Raw genomic sequence first — 16,926 nt, 5'->3', positions numbered from 1 at the left:
GCTATTGTACTCCCAATTCTGCCTGTCGGGGTTGATCGCAGGCGCATCTTATACAGACTTTTCTGCTTGCGGTGTTCAGAATAATGTCCGGAGAGTACATGTCAGCCTGCACTTTACACGATGCGCTCAAATCCTGCCGATAAATCCGCAATTAAATCGTCCGCATTTTCCAGCCCGATATGCAGGCGGATTAAGGTCCCCTCGAAGTCCACCTCGCCGCCCGGGCGCAGGGCCGCAATCTGCTCCGGCTGATTGGGCAGGATCAGAGATTCGAACCCACCCCATGAGTAGGCCATGCTGAAGAGGGTAAAGTTATCCAGATAGCTTGCCAGCTCGGCGTCAGTCAGGCGCTTTTTAAGAACAAATGAGAACAACCCGCTGCTGCCCGTAAAGTCACGTTGCCAGTATTCGTGGCCCTTGCTGCCCGGCAGCGCCGGATGATTAACGCGCTCCACCTGCGGATGACGCGCCAGCCAATGTGCAATTTGCAGGCTACTTTCGTGATGCTGACGCAGCCGCACGCCGAGCGTACGGATCCCGCGGCTGGTCATGTAGGCGGTATCAGCATCCACCATCTGGCCCATCAGGTAGGCATTTTCACGCAATTGATCCCAGCAGCGGGCGTTAGACACCGCCGTACCGATCATGCCGTCGGAATGGCCAATCAGGTATTTGGTCGCCGCCTGAATGGAGATATCAATATCAAATTCCAGGGCTTTAAACAGCACACCTGCCGCCCAGGTGTTGTCGATCATGATGATCGCTTCCGGCGCTATGCTGCGCACCGCCTTCACGATGGCCGGGACATCATGCACTTCCATGGTGATGGAGCCGGGAGATTCCAGGAACACAACGCGCGTGTTGGGCTGAATAAGCCCGGCAATGTCGGCCCCAATCAGCGGATCGAACCAGCTGGTGGTTACGCCGAGCTTGCTGAGTATTTTGGTGCAGAAATCCTGGCTTGGTTCGTAGGCGGTATTGGTCATCAGGACATGGTCACCCTGTTCTACAAACGCCAGAATGGTATTAGCGACCGCCGCCGCGCCGCACGGGAACAGCGCGCAGCCCGCACCGCCCTCCAGTTCGCACATGGCTTCCTGCAACGAGAAATGGGTTAACGTGCCGCGACGACCGTAAAACAGGCCGCCCTTCGCGCGATTACGGGTGGCGATTTTTTTATCCTCAACGGTATCAAATACCAGCGAAGAGGCGCGCTGGATCACGCTATTGACCGAACCCTGAGTGTATTTCTTACTGCGTCCTGCCTGCACCAGCGTGGTCTCAAGCTGTTTTTTAGTCATGTTCGCTAACCCTATTTTTATACGTCTGGACGTCCAGACTACCACGATTGTCAGAATGTGCATCCGGATGCTTATCGAATAAGCAGAAAATATTATCAAAAATTCGCATAAGAAATTTTTACTGCGTAAGCGCAAGGAAAGTGAGCGAAAATTACGGCACTATGTAAATACTAATGAGAACTACTATCAATTCGACGACGTTTTGATATTATTACGTTCAGATTTTGTGATTTGCGTCCTGGAGATACAGAGTGGGTAATAATTTGATGCAGACGGATCTCTCCGTTTGGGGCATGTATCAACATGCTGACATCGTCGTTAAGATTGTGATGATCGGCCTGATTCTGGCGTCCGTGATCACCTGGGCTATCTTCTTCAGCAAGAGCGCCGAACTTCTTTCACAAAAACGCCGCCTCAAGCGTGAGCAGAAGCAGCTGGCGGAAGCCCGCTCTCTGGATCAGGCTTCTGATATCACCTCATCCTTCCATGCGAAAAGCCTGACTACCCTGTTGGTGAACGAAGCGCAGAACGAGCTGGAACTCTCCGCAGGCAGCGAAGATAACGAAGGCATTAAAGAGCGTACCGGCTTCCGTCTTGAGCGTCGCGTTGCGGCCGTAGGTCGTCATATGGGCCGCGGTAACGGCTACCTGGCGACTATCGGCGCTATCTCCCCGTTCGTCGGCCTGTTCGGTACCGTCTGGGGCATCATGAACAGCTTTATCGGTATCGCCCAGACGCAGACCACTAACCTTGCGGTCGTCGCGCCGGGTATCGCAGAAGCGCTGCTGGCCACGGCTATCGGTCTGGTTGCCGCTATTCCGGCGGTTGTTATCTATAACATCTTCGCGCGCATGATTGGCAGTTATAAAGCCACACTGGGTGACGTTGCCGCGCAGGTTCTGCTGCTGCAAAGCCGCGATCTGGACCTGAACGCCAGCGCCGTTAAACCGGTTCATGCGGCGTCCAAACTGCGCGTAGGTTGATTGTATGGCAATGCGTCTTAATGAAAATCTGGACGATAACGGTGAAATGCATGAGATCAACGTGACGCCGTTTATCGACGTTATGCTGGTTCTGCTGATTATCTTTATGGTTGCCGCGCCGCTGGCGACGGTGGACGTGAAGGTGAATCTGCCTGCGTCCTCCAGCCAGCCGCAGCCGCGTCCGGAAAAGCCTATCTACCTGTCCGTGAAGGCCGATAAGTCCATGTTCCTGGGCAACGACCCGGTGACGGATGCCTCGGTTATTCCGGCGCTGGATCAGCTGACCGGCGGCAAGAAAGACACCACCGTCTTCTTCCGCGCGGATAAAACTGTCGATTATGAAACCATGATGAAGGTAATGGACACGCTGCATCAGGCGGGATACCTGAAGATTGGTCTGGTCGGCGAAGAGAAAGCGGCCGCGAAGTAAAACGAAGGCTTTTGCAGCCTTCCCTGCCGGGTGGCGGCGTCGCCTGCCCCGGCCTGCATTCCGCAACAATCATTGTTGACTCATACTGAAGGCGCCGTCGGCGCCTCTTCATCCAGCGCTACACAGGTCACATTTGAGGTACGGTAGTTGCCTTCCGAGAGTTTCCGGATCAGGCGCAGGGTGGCCGTCTCGCGTGCCAGCAGGTACTGATAGTTCGCCTCCAGTCGCCCGAGGATCTTCTCTTTAAGCTCAGGGCGCTGTTCAATAATGGCGTTCATCACCGCGCCGTAAATCTCTTCTTTGGCCTGCAAGGCATAAATTTCACGACGGTTCTGCCATTTCAGGCGTACCAGCGTGGCCGGAATCGAAACCAAATCCTGCGTAATTCGCGTCATCTCGTCATTTTTTATCTTTTTGAGAGCGTCGAGATTCTGCTTTAAGATAAATTCATCGCTTTTCTTATCATCTAAAGTCAAATAAACGTTATTACCGCTATCATCATTCACGTTAATCTTCCCCCAGGTTATAAAAAATGGGATTGTTTTTTTCACGGGTAATTAAATTAAGCCAAATTTCATCGCCCGCTTCATTTATTTTCTGTGTTTTTTCGGACATTATTTGACTTAACGTCTGGGTATCTATTTCCCCTTCGGCCTGTAAATCATTGAGCAAATGTACCAGGGCTTCAATCTTGATGGCACGAAATAAGCGCTCTTTTAAATGGCGATCGTGCTCTTCCAGCACCATATTACGAGATTTGCCGGTGCGCGAAACACCGATTAATATGTCGGCTTCATAGTCCGAGAGTTTTCTTTTCCCTTGAGTGAAATTCGCCTCTTTATCTGCTTCCGTCGAAGGCTGTTCCACAGGCGTAATGTGGTACTTTGCCGGGACAAGATTGTCGGGCAGCATTTTAATTTCCTTTAATTTCAAAAGGGTGTGGTTGGAAAAAGGGTGAGATTCGTTGACAATATCATGAGGCAATTTTAAAATCAAAAAAAATGGAGCCTACCCATGAACAGCATTTTCTTCACGGTCATAACGTTACTTTTACTGACCGCTGGCGTGCTTTTATTGATGCAAGAGTTTAATAAAACAAAAGTGTCGAAAGACGCCAGTGAACCGCTACAGCCTGAATTGATGTCCAAAGAGGAGGGAGAAGATCATTTCTCCGTATTGATGAATGCCGTGACGCCGGTCTGGTACTGGCGAGTGAACCACGAATATATCGATTTCCTTCATGCGACAATTAAGCGGATGAAAATGGCCGAAATTAATGATACGCCCGGCCTGTTTGACGCGCAGCGTCGTTGTAGCGACCTTAATTCGGCGGTCTATAAATATTATGACAATATCAAAAAGCGCTGTCTGAATGGCGAGAAGGTGTCGTACTCCGATTTAGACGTATTAAATCTACGCCAGTGTTTTCGCGAGTTTAGCCTGGAAGCCTACCCGGAGCTGGTCGCGCTGGTCTGGCCGGAGTATGCGCGCCCGGATGTGGATCCCAACGAGGTATAGTTGAGATATACTGAGCGCTGGTTTCGTTTGCAGACAGGATTTTATGGAACGCTTCTTTGAAAACGCAATGTATGCCTCTCGCTGGCTGCTCGCACCCGTCTATTTCGGTCTCTCCCTGGCGTTGGTCGCCCTGACGATCAAGTTCTTCCAGGAGATTTTCCACGTATTGCCAAACATTTTCTCCGTGGCAGAAGCCGATTTGATCCTGGTTCTGCTGTCGCTGGTGGATATGACGCTGGTGGGAGGATTACTGGTGATGGTGATGTTCTCCGGTTATGAGAACTTCGTCTCTCAGCTTGATATCGCCGAGCACAAAGAAAAGCTCAACTGGCTGGGGAAAATGGACGCCTCATCGCTGAAGAATAAAGTCGCGGCGTCGATTGTGGCAATTTCGTCTATTCACCTGTTACGCGTCTTTATGGACGCGAAAAACGTCCCGGATAATAAGCTGATGTGGTATGTGATTATCCACCTGACGTTTGTGCTGTCGGCGTTTGTGATGGGGTATCTGGATAAGATCAGTAAGAAATAAATTCACCATGCCCCTCACCCTAACCCACTCCCACAGGGAGAGGGAATATCAATCTCCCTCTCCCTGTGGGAGAGGGCCGGGGTGAGGGCAGCAGGCCGCACTATTTATTTATCCGACGATGCCTGCCACAAATTCAGTTCCCCATCCGCCACGTGCTGGTCAATCCGCGTCAGTTCGTCTTCGCTAAAGCGCAGGTTATTCAGCGCCTGAACGTTCTCCTCCAGCTGCTCCGGGCGGCTCGCGCCAATCAGCACCGACGTTACACGCTCATCTTTCAACAGCCAGCTTAGCGCCATCTGCGCCATCGTCTGCCCGCGCGCGTGCGCCATCTCGTTCAGCAGACGAAGGCTGCTCAGGTTGGCTTCCGTCAGCATTTTCTCCGTCAGGCCGCGCACTTTTTTCCCTTCGCGCTGCATACGTGAACCGTCCGGAACACCGTTCAGGTATTTCCCGGTCAGCAGGCCCTGCGCCAGCGGGGTAAAGGCGATACAGCCCGTTCCGTTTTTCTCCAGCGCGTCCAGCAGGCCGCTCTTGTCGACCCAGCGGTTAAGGAGGTTGTAAGACGGCTGGTGGATCAAAAGCGGGATCTTCCACTCGCGCAGCAATTCGGCCATTACCGCCGTGCGTTCCGTGGAGTAGGACGAAATACCGACGTACAGCGCTTTTCCGCTCTGCACCGCGTGGGCCAGCGCGGCGGCGGTCTCTTCCATCGGCGTGTTTTCGTCCACGCGGTGGGAGTAGAAAATATCCACATACTCTACGCCCATGCGTTTCAGGCTCTGGTCGAGGCTGGCGAGCAGGTATTTACGTGAACCGCCTGAACCATACGGCCCTGGCCACATGTCGTAGCCCGCTTTGGTGGAGATGATCAGCTCGTCGCGATACCCGGCAAAATCCTCCCGCAGCAGGCGGCCAAAATTCTCTTCAGCGCTGCCCGGAGGGGGGCCGTAGTTATTGGCAAGGTCAAAATGGGTAATGCCGAGATCGAAGGCCTTACGCAGCAGCGCGCGCTGGGAATCGAGCGCCTGAACGTGACCGAAACTGTGCCACAGGCCCAGCGACAGTGCCGGTAAGCGCAGGCCACTTTTGCCGCAGTATCGGTATTGCATGTTTTCGTATCGGCCGGTGTAAGGGTGCCAGGACATGATGTCTCCTTTCTTGTCGATGAATTTTCGAAACAACGTTTTCATTCTATGCCGACTCGCTAACAAAAAAGTATATTTTCTACGGTATCTGCCGATAACGAGGGTAGTACTCGCCTCTGGGCGAATTCACCCTCACGGCAAGGAATACTCAATGAAGATGCTTCGTAATTTCACCATCCGTTTCGTCATGCTGACGATACTGGGGATCTTTTGTGTCATGTGGGCAGGCGTGGGGCTTTACAGCACCTGGTCTCTGTCTCGTGTTTCTGATGGTAATGATGTTGACCGTCAGCTGGTCCGGCAAATGACGGTGCTGAGCCAGGGCAACGATCAGTATTTCCGTTTCGTCACCCGCCTGAGCCGGGCGATGGAAGTTAAAGCGGCGGGCGGTACGCCGGACCTGGCTCCTGCTCAGCAGGCGCTGGATAACATGAGTAAAAAGCTGGCGGAGATGAAAGCTATCTCCCCGGGCCCGATGGATGAAAAAGTGTCTGCGCAGGTGATTTCTGCCTGGCAGGCACTGCTCGATCGGGGCGTTACGCCGCAGATGGCGCAGGCGAAGCAGGCGACGCTCGAAGGTTATCGTCAGCATGCCAACAACGTCACGCCGCCGCTTAGTCGAGCATTCGGGTCAGCGGCTGAGCACTTCAACAACACCGCGGCGAAGGCGCTCGACAGCACACGCGTAGTGGTCGATGGCCTCACCAGCATGACCCGGACGGTGATTATCACCGCCACGATCGTGGGCCTGCTGATCCTGCTGTTCACCGACCGCTACCTGGTGGCGATACTGGTAAAACCGCTGGATCGTATCCGTCAGCAGTTCCGCCAGATTGCGCAGGGCGATCTCAGCCAGCCGATTGAATCCTTTGGCCGCAACTGCGTGGGGCAACTGGTGCCGCTGCTAAGCGCCATGCAGGACAGCCTGCGGGAGGCGGTCAGCACAATTCGTTCCGGCAGCGAGAATATCTGGCGCGGGGCAACGGAGATCTCCAGCGGGAATAACGATCTCTCCTCGCGTACCGAAGAGCAGGCCGCCGCGCTGGAAGAGACCGCGGCCAGCATGGAGCAGCTTACCGCAACGGTGAAGCTGAACGCCGAAAGCGCGCGCCAGGCCAGCCAGCTTGCGGATGTCGCCTCCAGTACGGCCAGCCGCGGCGGATCGCTGGTGGAAGAGGTCGTGACAACCATGAGCGGCATTTCGGACAGCTCGAAAAAAATCGCTGAAATCACTAACGTTATCAACAGCATCGCCTTCCAGACCAATATTCTGGCGCTTAACGCCGCGGTGGAAGCGGCCCGGGCCGGGGAGCAGGGGCGTGGCTTTGCGGTCGTGGCGGGTGAGGTGCGTAATCTGGCAAGCCGCAGCGCGAATGCGGCAAAAGAGATCGAAGGGCTGATTGCGGATTCCGTTGCCCGCGTGGAGCAGGGGGCGCAGCTGGTGAACGATACCGGCACTACGATGGAAGCGATCCTGCGCGACGTGACGGAGGTGACCGTCATTATGAAGCAGATCGCCACTGCGTCAGAGGAGCAAAGCAAAGGTATTTCTCAGGTAGGCGTTGCCATCACGCAGATGGATGGCGTGACCCAGCAGAACGCCTCGCTGGTGGAGCAGGTTTCCGCCGCAGCCGCAGCACTTGAACGGCAGACCGAAGAACTCCAGCGCTCAGTGCAGAAATTCCGTCTCACCGCGTAATCTCATCGTGTCAGGCCGTCTCTGGCGGCCTGACGTTTATCGCTCTGAATAATCTGTGTCACCTGCGACAGCTGACCAATTTTCACTTCACTTGCCCGCATGAATTTACTTTTGTCGATCAGCAGCAGCGACTGGCTGGCACGGTTCAACAGCAGCGCCTTAAAGCCCGCGTTGTGCCCGGACGGATCCCAGAGGACGCCATGCTCATCGACCCCTTCGCACGAGAAGATGAACAGATCGATCTCCAGCCCTTTTAGCTGCGCCACCAGCGCCGGATTAACATAGCAGCGATACTTACGCTCAAGCGTTCCGCCGGAGCAGATCAGCGTGATCCGCTCGCGCTTTGCCATCTCGTGGCAAATTGGCAGGCTATTGGTAAATACGGTGAGGTCGATGTTCGGTAACTGGCGCGCCAGATGAAAGCAGGTTGAGCTGGCGTCGAGGGCGATGGTCATCCCTTCGCTGATCCAGCCCAGCGCGTGTCGGGCAATATCGGCTTTGTCGGCATAATGACTTTTCAGGCGTGCGCCAAAGGGTTCACCGCTGTCGCGGCTGTCCGGGTGAATCAGACGCGCGCGCCCGTGCTGGCGCAGAAGCTTCCCCTGCTGTTGTAACGACTTTAGATCCCGGCGGATCGTCTCTTTGCTGACGGAGAGCTTTTCAGCCAGCACATCGGTGGTCAGCCAGTCGCTTTTACTCAGCAGGGCGATCAGGCTCTGCTGTCGGGTCGCTTTTAGCGTCTGGTCTGACATACGAGGCTCCTTGCGCACGCGTGCTGACTCATTGTTCTCATCGCGGAAGAAGGGCGGCGAACCGCCCGGTCATTGATCAGGCCTGACGTTTATCTTCCGTCTGGGTATCGAAGTCGCTCGCTGAATGGCGCTCATGCAACTGCTCGTTCAGCTCGCCGTTGGTACGGTTAACAATGCGCCCGCGTTTAACGGCCGGACGATTCGCCACATCTTTTGCCCAGCGCTGCACGTTGGTGTACTTCCCGGCATCCAGGAACTCGGCGGCGTTATACACGCTGCCCAGCGCCACGCAGCCAAACCATGGCCAGACCGCCATATCCGCAATGGTATATTCTTCACCCGCTACGTAACGACCGCGCGCCAGCTGTTTGTCCAGCACGTCGAACAGGCGTTTTGCTTCCATGGTAAACCGATCGATAGCGTACTCAATCTTCACCGGCGCGTAGTTATAGAAGTGGCCAAAACCGCCGCCGAGGAACGGGGCCGCGCCCTGTAACCAGAACAGCCAGTTCAGAGTTTCCGTTCGTCCTGCCGGATCTTTTGGCAGGAAGTGACCAAATTTCTCGGCCAGATAGAGCAGGATATTGCCGGATTCAAATACGCGCGTCGGCGGGGTGGTGGAGTGGTCACGCAGCGCCGGGATCTTCGAGTTCGGGTTCACGTCGACAAAACCGCTGGAGAACTGATCGCCCTCACCAATGCGGATTAACCATGCGTCGTATTCCGCGCCCGTCACGCCCAGCGCCAGCAGCTCTTCCAGCATGATGGTAACTTTCTGTCCATTCGGCGTGCCGAGAGAGTACAGCTGGAGCGGGTGCGCGCCCACAGGTAGCTCTTTCTCGTGCGTAGCGCCCGAGACGGGACGGTTGATATTGGCGAACGCGCCGCCGTTGTTCTGTTTCCATTCCCACACTTTCGGTGGCTGATAGGTGTTATCTGACATGTTGGCCTGCCTTTTTGGTGTTGTGTTGAGGCAGTGTAGCAGGAGATGCAGGAACCGTTTAACGATGCGAGCGTAATGGGCAGGGCGGGTGTATGATAACGCCACCTCTGTCAGTTAATTACAACGTGCAGACGACGACAACCCCACAAAAAAATTGCCGCCTGCCTGTTTTAGGTTGGACACATGCGTAAAGGAACATTAAGCAGTGACGCACCCTTCGGGACGTTATTAGGCTATGCGCCGGGTGGCGTGGCGATTTACTCTTCAAATTACGACAGTCTCGATCCGCGTCGCTACCCGGAAGACGCGGAATTCCGCAGCTATATCGGCAACGAATACATGGGCCATAAATGGCAGTGCGTTGAGTTTGCGCGCCGTTTCCTGTTTCTCAATCACGGGTTTGTTTTTACCGACGTCGGGATGGCGTGGGAGATCTTCTCCCTGCGTTTTTTGCGCGAAGTGGTAAACGACAATATTTTGCCGCTACAGGCCTTTGCCAATGGCTCAAAACGCCCGCCGCAGGCCGGTGCGCTGCTCATCTGGCAAAAGGGCGGTGAGTTCCATGAGACCGGCCACGTCGCCGTCATTACCCAACTGCTGGATGACAGAGTGCGTATTGCCGAGCAGAACGTTATTCACTCACCGCTGCCGATGGGGCAGCAGTGGACGCGCGAGCTGCGTCTGAGCGTGAAGGACGGTTGCTATACGCTTCATGACACGTTCAACGATACCGAGATCCTCGGCTGGATGATCCAGACGGAGGAGATCGAACACAGTATTCCTCAGCCGGGGATCGACGGTGAACTGCTGAAAATCAGCGGCGCACGGTTGAAAAACAACCGTCAGTTCGACGGAAAATGGCTCAATGAAAACGACGCCCTGCAACAGGCGTACATTCGCGCCAACGGCCACGTTATCAACAACGATCCCTGCCAGTACTTCACCATTACCGAAAGTGCCGAGCAGGAGCTGATCAAAGCCACCAACGAACTGCACCTGATGTACCTCCACGCTACCGACAAGGTGCTGAAAGACGACAACTTACTCGCGCTTTTCGACATCCCGAAAATCCTCTGGCCACGTCTGCGCCTCTCCTGGCAGTGGCGTCGTCATCATATGATTACCGGTCGTATGGATTTCTGCATGGATGAGCGCGGCATTAAGGTTTACGAGTACAACGCGGATTCCGCCTCCTGCCATACCGAGGGTGGGCTAATTCTTGAAGAGTGGGTGAAAAATGGCTATCGCGGCACTGGCCATAATCCGGCGGAAGGGCTGCTGGAGGAGCTGACCGGGGCATGGAAGCACAGCCACGCGCGGCCGTTCGTCCATATCATGCAGGACAACGATGTCGAAGAGGATTATCACGCGCTCTTTATTCAGCGCTCGCTGATCCAGGCCGGGTTTGAAACCAAAATTCTGCACGGACTGGGGGCGCTGAGCTGGGATGCCGCCGGGCAACTGATTGATGATGAAGGCCGTCACGTCAACTGCGTATGGAAAACCTGGGCGTGGGAAACGGCGATTGAGCAGATCCGCGAGGTGAGCGAAACCGAGTACGCCGCCGTGCCCATCCGTACCGGTCACCCGCAAGGCGAAGTGCGCCTGATAGACGTCCTGCTGCGCCCGGAAGTACTGGTCTTTGAACCGCTGTGGACGGTGATCCCAGGTAACAAGGCGATCCTGCCGGTGCTGTGGCAGCTGTTCCCGAACCACCGTTACCTGTTGGATACCGATTTTGAGGTCAACGATCTGCTCAAACGGACCGGTTATGCCGTTAAACCGATCGCCGGACGCTGCGGGAGCAATATCGATCTGATCGGCGCTCGGGAGGAACTGCTGGACCAGTCCAGCGGCAAGTTTGTTGACCGCAAAAATATCTACCAGCAGCTATGGTGCCTGCCGAAGGTTGACGGCAGGTACATTCAGGTCTGCACCTTTACCGTGGGCGGGAACTATGGCGGAACCTGTCTGCGCGGGGATGAGTCGCTGGTGGTGAAGAAAGAGAGCGATATTGAACCGCTGATTGTGGTGAAGGATAAGTAGTGTACGCAGGGAGGGGCGGGCGAGCCTGCACTCCCTTCGGTTTAGGAATGAGAAATGGAGTTTCAGTGTTAAACCGTATTGATCAGTTTTTGATGGGCCCGCCGCCGATGAACCGTACCGGCGTGTCGCGCTTTGTTATCGAGTTTTTGTGGTTTGGTATAAAGGAACTGCGCGCCTGTTTTTTTGCAGGTCTGTTTTTTATCGCCATCTTCTGTATCCCGCGAACCGGTTTATACGGGATTGCCCGCTATGATGTTTTGCTGCTGATTGCTGTGGCTATCCAGGCCCTCATGGTTCTGACAAAACTGGAAAGTTGTGATGAACTTAAGGCAATAACATTGTTTCATGTTCTGGGTTTCGGCCTTGAACTCTTTAAAACGTCGTCGGCAATTGGCTCCTGGCACTACCCTGAAGCCGGATGGAGTAAAATTGGCGGCGTGCCGCTGTTTAGTGGATTTATGTATGCGGCGGTAGGCAGCTATATTATACAGTGCTGGCGTCTGTTTGATTTAAAAATACGCCACCATCCTCCACTCCTTATGGCGACAACCCTGGCCCTGGCGCTATACGCGAATTTTTTCACACATCACTTTATTGGCGACTATCGCTGGTACATTGTCGCCGTTGCACTGGGCATGTACGGGCGTTCAACGGTGATATTTACGCCTTACCGTCGCGCTTACAAAATGCCCTTACTGTTGGCCTTTGTTCTGATCGGCTTCTTTATCTGGCTGGCCGAGAACCTTGGAACGCTGTTTGGCGTCTGGCAGTACCCCAATCAGATCGGCGCTTGGGCAACGGTGCATGTGGGGAAGTGGGGGGCATGGTCGCTATTGGTCATGATGACATTTACCATCACGCTATTTCTCAAGGATATTAAGAACCGTATTCATATTGCGCGATAAGACGGTTAGGGGGCGAGAGGTAGGGGTTAAACGCCTATAAAGTAAAAACCCGCCTTAAGGGCGGGTTTTCTCAATATTGGTGCCCGGACTCGGAATCGAACCAAGGACACGGGGATTTTCAATCCCCTGCTCTACCGACTGAGCTATCCGGGCAACGGGGCGCATTAAACCCGATCCTCCCTCCGACGTCAACGAAATTTGTTGCTTTCGGTGCAGACTGCACACTCTCTCACCATTTCGTCGCAAACTTAAGCGAAAAAATGCGTCCAGAGCGCGGAAAGCGGCATCGCGAGCAGCAGGGCAGGGAGCATGTTCACCACTGCAAACATCTTAATGCCACAGATGCGCAGCCCTGTCGCCAGCAGCAGCAGGCCGCCGACGGCGGTAAAGTCTGCCATCATCGCTGGCGTTGTCAGCGGCAGGATCAGCGTGGCGCAGGTGGCCAGCGCCAGCTGAATAAGCAGCATCGGCACACAAATCGCGGCGACGGCGATGCCGAGGGTAGTGGCAAAAATGGTGGCAGTAAAGAAATCCAGAAACGCTTTCGCAATCAATATGCTGGGATCGCCGGTCATCCCTTCCTGCATCGAACCGAATATCCCTGTGCCGCTGGCGCAGAACAGAATAACGATCGCGACGTAGTTCTGAATAAACGATTCGTGCATGACGTGCTTCGCCTTCCCCGGTCGGGTAATCAGGTTTTTGGCTTTACCTACTGCGCTGTTTATGCCTTTTTCAAGGTAGCAGAACTCGCCGATCAGCGCGCCGAGCAGGGTCGCCAGTACCATCACCGGCAGGTTGGCGCATTTCACCACTAAAAGGATACCAATCCCTAACGACGCCAGGCCAAAAATAGAGGGCATGGAGACGCGAATACGCTCCGGCAAGCGCTGACTTAATACTGCCCCAAGTACACCGCCCAGCAATACGGCTCCCGCATTGATAAAGGGTCCAATTACCACGTTTAACTCCTGTTATTTAAGCACTGGCATTGCATGATTATGACACGTCCGTCCCTGATTACGCTTAGCTTTGGGAGGCGTAACGCATACTGATTCCTTCTTGCACCTTAAAATAAAAGGTGACATGATTGCGCGAATTTTCTCCTTCCTGTCTCACCGTTCGGTGAGGGTATTTGCGCTTATGAAAACCATGAAAATTGCCGTCAGCCGTGAGCTGGTATCTAAAGTTTCTACGCATCGCGAAAAGGTTATGCTGGATAACACCGACTTCACCGATGTGGCGGCAGTCGTCATTACGGTTGTTGAAAGCTACAGCGGCATTCTCGCGTTGCTGAAGCGGACGGGCTTTCAGTTACCGGTATTTATGTTCTCAACAGAGCCAGGAGAGGTGCCAGAGGGTGTCACGGCGATCATCTCGGGTAAAGCACAGGAATTGCTGGAACTGGAATCTGCCGCCTGCCGGTATGAAGAGAACCTGCTGCCACCCTTTTTTGACACCCTGAGCCAGTATGTGGCGATGGGAAACAGCACCTTTGCCTGTCCTGGACACCAGCACGGTGCCTTTTTCAAAAAACACCCGGCGGGACGGCAGTTTTACGACTTCTTCGGTGAAAACGTGTTTCGTGCCGATATGTGCAATGCCGACGTGAAGCTCGGTGATTTGCTGATCCACGAAGGTTCTGCCAAGCACGCGCAAAAGTTCGCGGCGAAAGTGTTCAACGCGGATAAAACCTACTTCGTGCTGAACGGCACGTCGGCGGCCAATAAAGTGGTGACCAATGCGCTGCTGACCCGCGGCGACCTGGTACTGTTCGACCGCAACAACCATAAGTCCAACCATCATGGGGCGCTGATCCAGGCCGGGGCAACGCCTGTCTATCTTGAGGCAGCCCGTAATCCGTTTGGTTTTATCGGCGGGATTGATGAACACTGCTTTGATGAGGCCTGGCTGCGGGAACTGATCCGTGACGTCGCGCCGCAGAAAGCCGCCGAGGCGCGCCCGTTCCGCCTGGCGATCATCCAGCTCGGCACCTACGACGGTACGATCTACAACGCCCGCCAGGTGATCGACAAGATCGGTCACCTTTGCGACTACATCCTGTTTGACTCCGCCTGGGTCGGCTACGAGCAATTTATCCCGATGATGGCGGAAACGTCGCCGCTTTTGCTGGAACTGAACGAGAACGATCCGGGTATTTTCGTGACCCAGTCGGTCCATAAGCAGCAGGCCGGGTTCTCGCAAACGTCGCAGATCCATAAAAAGGATAACCATATTCGCGGTCAGACGCGTTTCTGCCCGCACAAGCGGCTGAACAATGCGTTCATGCTGCATGCCTCCACCAGCCCGTTTTACCCGCTGTTTGCGGCGCTGGATGTGAACGCCAAGATCCACGAGGGCGAGAGCGGACGCAGGCTGTGGGCGGAGTGTGTCGAGCTTGGCATTGAAGCGCGCAAGGCCATTATCGCCAACTGTAATATGATTAAACCGTTTATCCCACCGGTGGTGGCGGGGCGTCCATGGCAGGATCACCCTACGCAGGTCATTGCCAGCGAGCGTCGCTTCTTTAGCTTTGAACCAGGTGCAAAATGGCACGGTTTTGAAGGCTATGCCCGCGAGCAGTATTTCGTCGATCCGTGCAAGCTGCTGCTGACCACGCCGGGCATTGATGCTGAAACAGGGCACTATACCGATTTCGGCATTCCGGCGACCATTCTCGCCCACTACCTGCGCGAAAACGGCATTGTGCCGGAGAAGTGCGATCTCAACTCCATCCTGTTCCTGCTGACACCCGCCGAAAGCAGCGAGAAGCTGGCGCAACTGGTAGCAATGCTGGGGCAGTTTGAACAGCATATTGAAGACGACACGTCGCTCGCGGACGTGCTGCCGACCATCTATCAGAAATATCCGGTGCGTTACCGCGACTACACGATCCGTCAGCTGTGCCAGGAGATGCATGATCTCTATGTCAGTTTTAACGTGAAGGACTTGCAGAAGGCGATGTTCCGCCAGGAGAGCCTGCCCGCCGTGATGATGAACCCGCAGGATGCAAACCAGGAGTATATTCGCGGTAACGTGGAACTGGTACGCATTCGTGACGCCGAAGGGCGCATTGCCGCCGAAGGTGCGCTGCCATACCCGCCGGGCGTACTGTGCGTGGTGCCGGGGGAAGTCTGGGGCGGAGCAGTACAGCGCTATTTCCTGGCGCTGGAAGAGGGCATTAATATGCTGCCGGGTTTCTCCCCAGAGTTGCAGGGCGTTTACAGCGAGAAAGATGCGGATGGGATTAAGCGGCTGTATGGATACGTATTGAATGTCTGAACGTAGGCCGGGTAAGCGTTAGCGCCACCCGGCCTTTTTTCTGTGCTTTTGTAGGCCCGGCAAGGCGAAGCCGCCACCGGGCACAACACATCAAAGATCAATGCGCAATCGGCTGCGCGCCGTGCGGTTCACGAACGTGCTTGTACTTGAACAGCGCGATGAACGCGAAGAACAGCACCAGCGAGTACGCCGCGAAGATCAGCCACACCGGCTGCCAGTTGGTGATGCCGTTGGTGGTGTACATTTCAACCACTTTCCCGCTCACCACGCCGCCAAGAATACAGCCGAAGCCGTTGGTCATCATCAGGAACATGCCTTGTGCGCTGGCGCGGATTTCAGGCTTCACTTCTTTTTCCACGAACACGGAACCGGAGATGTTGAAGAAGTCGAAGGCGCAGCCGTAAACAATCATCGACAGCACCAGCAGCACGGTGCCGAACGCGCTCGGGTCGCCGTAGGCGAACAGGCCAAAGCGCAACATCCATGCCGCGATACTGATCAGCATGACGTTCTTGATGCCGTAGCGGCTCAGGAAGAACGGGATGGTCAGGATGAACAGCGTCTCGGAGATCTGCGAGATGGACATCATCACCGACGCGTGTTCAACGATAAAACTTCCGGCAAACAGCGGATCGTTATCGAAGCTGTGCAGGAAAGTGTTCCCGAACATGTTGGTGATTTGCAGTTCCGCGCCCAGCAGCATGGAGAAGATGAAGAAGATCGCCATGCGTTTGTTTTTGAACAGCGCGAAGGCGTCCAGACCGAGCATGGTGCTCCAGCTCTGGTTTTTCTGCTGGTTTGAAACCGGAATGGTGGGCAGCGTCAGGGTGAACAGCGCCAGCAGCACGGAGAGCGCTGCCCCAATATACAGCTGCATGTGGCTCAGCTCGAAGCCCGCGAAGCTCACGCCCCACATCGCCATGATAAAGCCGATGGTGCCCCAGATACGGATTGGCGGGAAGTCGGTGACGATATCCAGACCGGCAGATTTCAGGCGGTAGTAGGAGATGGTGTTGATCAACCCAAGCGTTGGCATGTACGCCAGCGAGTTAAGGAGAATCACCATAAACATCGCCCCCGGCGTGGTCACCTCGGCCGCCATAAACAGCGTCCCCGCACCCACCAGATGGCAAAGCATATACAGCCATTTCGCGCTTAGCCATTTATCCGCCACGATGCCCAGCAGCGTTGGCATGAAAACAGCCGCAATACCCAGCGAGCTGTAGACGGCACCGATAGACGCACCATCGAACTTCAGCGTCACAAACATATAGGAGCCGAGTGTAGTCAGCCAGCTACCCCACAGGCAGAACTGCAGAAACGACAAGATTTTAAGCTGCAGCTTAAGGTTCATGTTACTTTCCTCACAAGTGAGCGGGAGATATGTTGT

General features: G+C 54.9%; 16 protein-coding genes and 1 tRNA gene. 8 read left to right on the top strand and 9 right to left on the bottom strand.

All coding sequences use genetic code 11. The features are described 5' to 3' along the window. Positions 1 to 113 precede the first annotated feature (113 nt). Positions 114 to 1,301 carry a cystathionine beta-lyase gene (gene metC / locus G6Q29_RS15430; RefSeq protein WP_165466301.1) on the bottom strand — a complete coding sequence of 396 codons (1,188 nt, stop codon included), beginning with the start codon at positions 1,299 to 1,301 and terminating at the stop codon, positions 114 to 116. Positions 1,302 to 1,552: 251 nt separating this feature from the next. Between metC and exbB the strand changes: the two genes are divergently transcribed. Then, positions 1,553 to 2,284 carry a tol-pal system-associated acyl-CoA thioesterase gene (gene exbB / locus G6Q29_RS15425; protein WP_003862482.1) on the top strand — a complete coding sequence of 244 codons (732 nt, stop codon included), beginning with the start codon at positions 1,553 to 1,555 and terminating at the stop codon, positions 2,282 to 2,284. 4 nt (positions 2,285 to 2,288) lie between these two features. After that, on the top strand, positions 2,289 to 2,714 hold the full coding sequence (gene exbD / locus G6Q29_RS15420; protein ID WP_001251472.1) for a TonB system transport protein ExbD: 426 nt from the start codon (positions 2,289 to 2,291) through the stop codon (positions 2,712 to 2,714). Between the two features lie 80 nt (positions 2,715 to 2,794). On the opposite strand, the gene G6Q29_RS15415 is transcribed toward exbD, so the two are convergent. Both G6Q29_RS15415 and G6Q29_RS15410 read right to left on the bottom strand, forming a co-directional pair. Next, positions 2,795 to 3,220, bottom strand: coding sequence for a cytoplasmic protein (locus G6Q29_RS15415; RefSeq protein WP_165466300.1), 426 nt, complete (start codon positions 3,218 to 3,220; stop codon positions 2,795 to 2,797). A 1-nt stretch (position 3,221) separates the two neighbouring features. Continuing rightward, positions 3,222 to 3,626, bottom strand: a complete 405-nt coding sequence (locus G6Q29_RS15410; RefSeq protein ID WP_165466299.1) for a hypothetical protein — start codon at positions 3,624 to 3,626, stop codon at positions 3,222 to 3,224. Positions 3,627 to 3,728: 102 nt separating this feature from the next. Between G6Q29_RS15410 and G6Q29_RS15405 the strand changes: the two genes are divergently transcribed. Both G6Q29_RS15405 and G6Q29_RS15400 read left to right on the top strand, forming a co-directional pair. Next, the gene (locus G6Q29_RS15405; protein WP_165466298.1) at positions 3,729 to 4,232 is read left to right on the top strand and encodes an ESA_00282 family adhesion-associated protein; all 504 of its coding nucleotides are present in this window, start codon (positions 3,729 to 3,731) and stop codon (positions 4,230 to 4,232) included. A gap of 43 nt (positions 4,233 to 4,275) precedes the next feature. Continuing rightward, positions 4,276 to 4,764 carry a TIGR00645 family protein gene (locus tag G6Q29_RS15400; protein WP_006811956.1) on the top strand — a complete coding sequence of 163 codons (489 nt, stop codon included), beginning with the start codon at positions 4,276 to 4,278 and terminating at the stop codon, positions 4,762 to 4,764. Between the two features lie 104 nt (positions 4,765 to 4,868). Here G6Q29_RS15400 and G6Q29_RS15395 read toward each other — a convergent pair whose 3' ends face one another. After that, positions 4,869 to 5,909 (bottom strand): aldo/keto reductase, encoded by a 1,041-nt coding sequence (locus G6Q29_RS15395; RefSeq protein WP_165466297.1) that lies wholly within the window; start codon positions 5,907 to 5,909, stop codon positions 4,869 to 4,871. A gap of 151 nt (positions 5,910 to 6,060) precedes the next feature. Here G6Q29_RS15395 and G6Q29_RS15390 point away from each other — a divergent pair, with 151 nt between their 5' ends. Further along, a complete protein-coding gene (locus G6Q29_RS15390; protein WP_165466296.1) occupies positions 6,061 to 7,608 on the top strand; it encodes a methyl-accepting chemotaxis protein in 1,548 nt (515 codons plus the stop codon). A gap of 2 nt (positions 7,609 to 7,610) precedes the next feature. On the opposite strand, the gene fucR is transcribed toward G6Q29_RS15390, so the two are convergent. Continuing rightward, positions 7,611 to 8,360, bottom strand: coding sequence for an L-fucose operon activator (gene fucR / locus G6Q29_RS15385; protein WP_165466295.1), 750 nt, complete (start codon positions 8,358 to 8,360; stop codon positions 7,611 to 7,613). A gap of 76 nt (positions 8,361 to 8,436) precedes the next feature. Next, a complete protein-coding gene (gene yghU, locus G6Q29_RS15380; RefSeq protein ID WP_023314842.1) occupies positions 8,437 to 9,303 on the bottom strand; it encodes a glutathione-dependent disulfide-bond oxidoreductase in 867 nt (288 codons plus the stop codon). A 183-nt stretch (positions 9,304 to 9,486) separates the two neighbouring features. On the opposite strand from yghU, the gene gss reads away from it, so the two are divergent. Beyond that, positions 9,487 to 11,349: a bifunctional glutathionylspermidine amidase/synthase gene (gene gss / locus G6Q29_RS15375; RefSeq protein WP_165466294.1), complete on the top strand. Its 1,863-nt coding sequence runs from the start codon at positions 9,487 to 9,489 to the stop codon at positions 11,347 to 11,349. A gap of 92 nt (positions 11,350 to 11,441) precedes the next feature. Continuing rightward, complete coding sequence (locus G6Q29_RS15370) at positions 11,442 to 12,254, top strand: DUF817 domain-containing protein (RefSeq protein ID WP_242637224.1); 813 nt, start codon at positions 11,442 to 11,444, stop codon at positions 12,252 to 12,254. A gap of 77 nt (positions 12,255 to 12,331) precedes the next feature. On the opposite strand, the gene G6Q29_RS15365 is transcribed toward G6Q29_RS15370, so the two are convergent. Continuing rightward, positions 12,332 to 12,407: transfer RNA gene (locus tag G6Q29_RS15365), tRNA-Phe, on the bottom strand. A gap of 95 nt (positions 12,408 to 12,502) precedes the next feature. Next, positions 12,503 to 13,216 (bottom strand): DUF554 domain-containing protein, encoded by a 714-nt coding sequence (locus G6Q29_RS15360; RefSeq protein ID WP_165466292.1) that lies wholly within the window; start codon positions 13,214 to 13,216, stop codon positions 12,503 to 12,505. A 181-nt stretch (positions 13,217 to 13,397) separates the two neighbouring features. Here G6Q29_RS15360 and G6Q29_RS15355 point away from each other — a divergent pair, with 181 nt between their 5' ends. Then, on the top strand, positions 13,398 to 15,536 hold the full coding sequence (locus tag G6Q29_RS15355; RefSeq protein WP_165466291.1) for an ornithine decarboxylase: 2,139 nt from the start codon (positions 13,398 to 13,400) through the stop codon (positions 15,534 to 15,536). A 97-nt stretch (positions 15,537 to 15,633) separates the two neighbouring features. Here the strand turns inward: G6Q29_RS15355 and G6Q29_RS15350 are convergent, their stop codons facing one another. Beyond that, positions 15,634 to 16,890 carry a nucleoside permease gene (locus G6Q29_RS15350; protein ID WP_165466290.1) on the bottom strand — a complete coding sequence of 419 codons (1,257 nt, stop codon included), beginning with the start codon at positions 16,888 to 16,890 and terminating at the stop codon, positions 15,634 to 15,636. Positions 16,891 to 16,926 lie beyond the last annotated feature (36 nt).

The organism is Enterobacter cloacae (assembly GCF_011078175.1).
Lineage (GTDB): Bacteria > Pseudomonadota > Gammaproteobacteria > Enterobacterales > Enterobacteriaceae > Enterobacter > Enterobacter cloacae_Q.
This window is presented reverse-complemented; position numbering and strand designations above follow the sequence as displayed.

Coding starts and splice junctions, on each gene's coding strand:
- metC (WP_165466301.1), bottom strand. CDS start 1,301: ATGACTAAAAAACAGCTTGAGACCACGCTGGTGCAGGCAGGACGCAGT.
- exbD (WP_001251472.1), top strand. CDS start 2,289: ATGGCAATGCGTCTTAATGAAAATCTGGACGATAACGGTGAAATGCAT.
- G6Q29_RS15410 (WP_165466299.1), bottom strand. CDS start 3,626: ATGCTGCCCGACAATCTTGTCCCGGCAAAGTACCACATTACGCCTGTG.
- G6Q29_RS15405 (WP_165466298.1), top strand. CDS start 3,729: ATGAACAGCATTTTCTTCACGGTCATAACGTTACTTTTACTGACCGCT.
- G6Q29_RS15400 (WP_006811956.1), top strand. CDS start 4,276: ATGGAACGCTTCTTTGAAAACGCAATGTATGCCTCTCGCTGGCTGCTC.
- G6Q29_RS15395 (WP_165466297.1), bottom strand. CDS start 5,909: ATGTCCTGGCACCCTTACACCGGCCGATACGAAAACATGCAATACCGA.
- G6Q29_RS15390 (WP_165466296.1), top strand. CDS start 6,061: ATGAAGATGCTTCGTAATTTCACCATCCGTTTCGTCATGCTGACGATA.
- fucR (WP_165466295.1), bottom strand. CDS start 8,360: ATGTCAGACCAGACGCTAAAAGCGACCCGACAGCAGAGCCTGATCGCC.
- yghU (WP_023314842.1), bottom strand. CDS start 9,303: ATGTCAGATAACACCTATCAGCCACCGAAAGTGTGGGAATGGAAACAG.
- gss (WP_165466294.1), top strand. CDS start 9,487: ATGCGTAAAGGAACATTAAGCAGTGACGCACCCTTCGGGACGTTATTA.
- G6Q29_RS15370 (WP_242637224.1), top strand. CDS start 11,442: ATGGGCCCGCCGCCGATGAACCGTACCGGCGTGTCGCGCTTTGTTATC.
- G6Q29_RS15355 (WP_165466291.1), top strand. CDS start 13,398: ATGAAAACCATGAAAATTGCCGTCAGCCGTGAGCTGGTATCTAAAGTT.
- G6Q29_RS15350 (WP_165466290.1), bottom strand. CDS start 16,890: ATGAACCTTAAGCTGCAGCTTAAAATCTTGTCGTTTCTGCAGTTCTGC.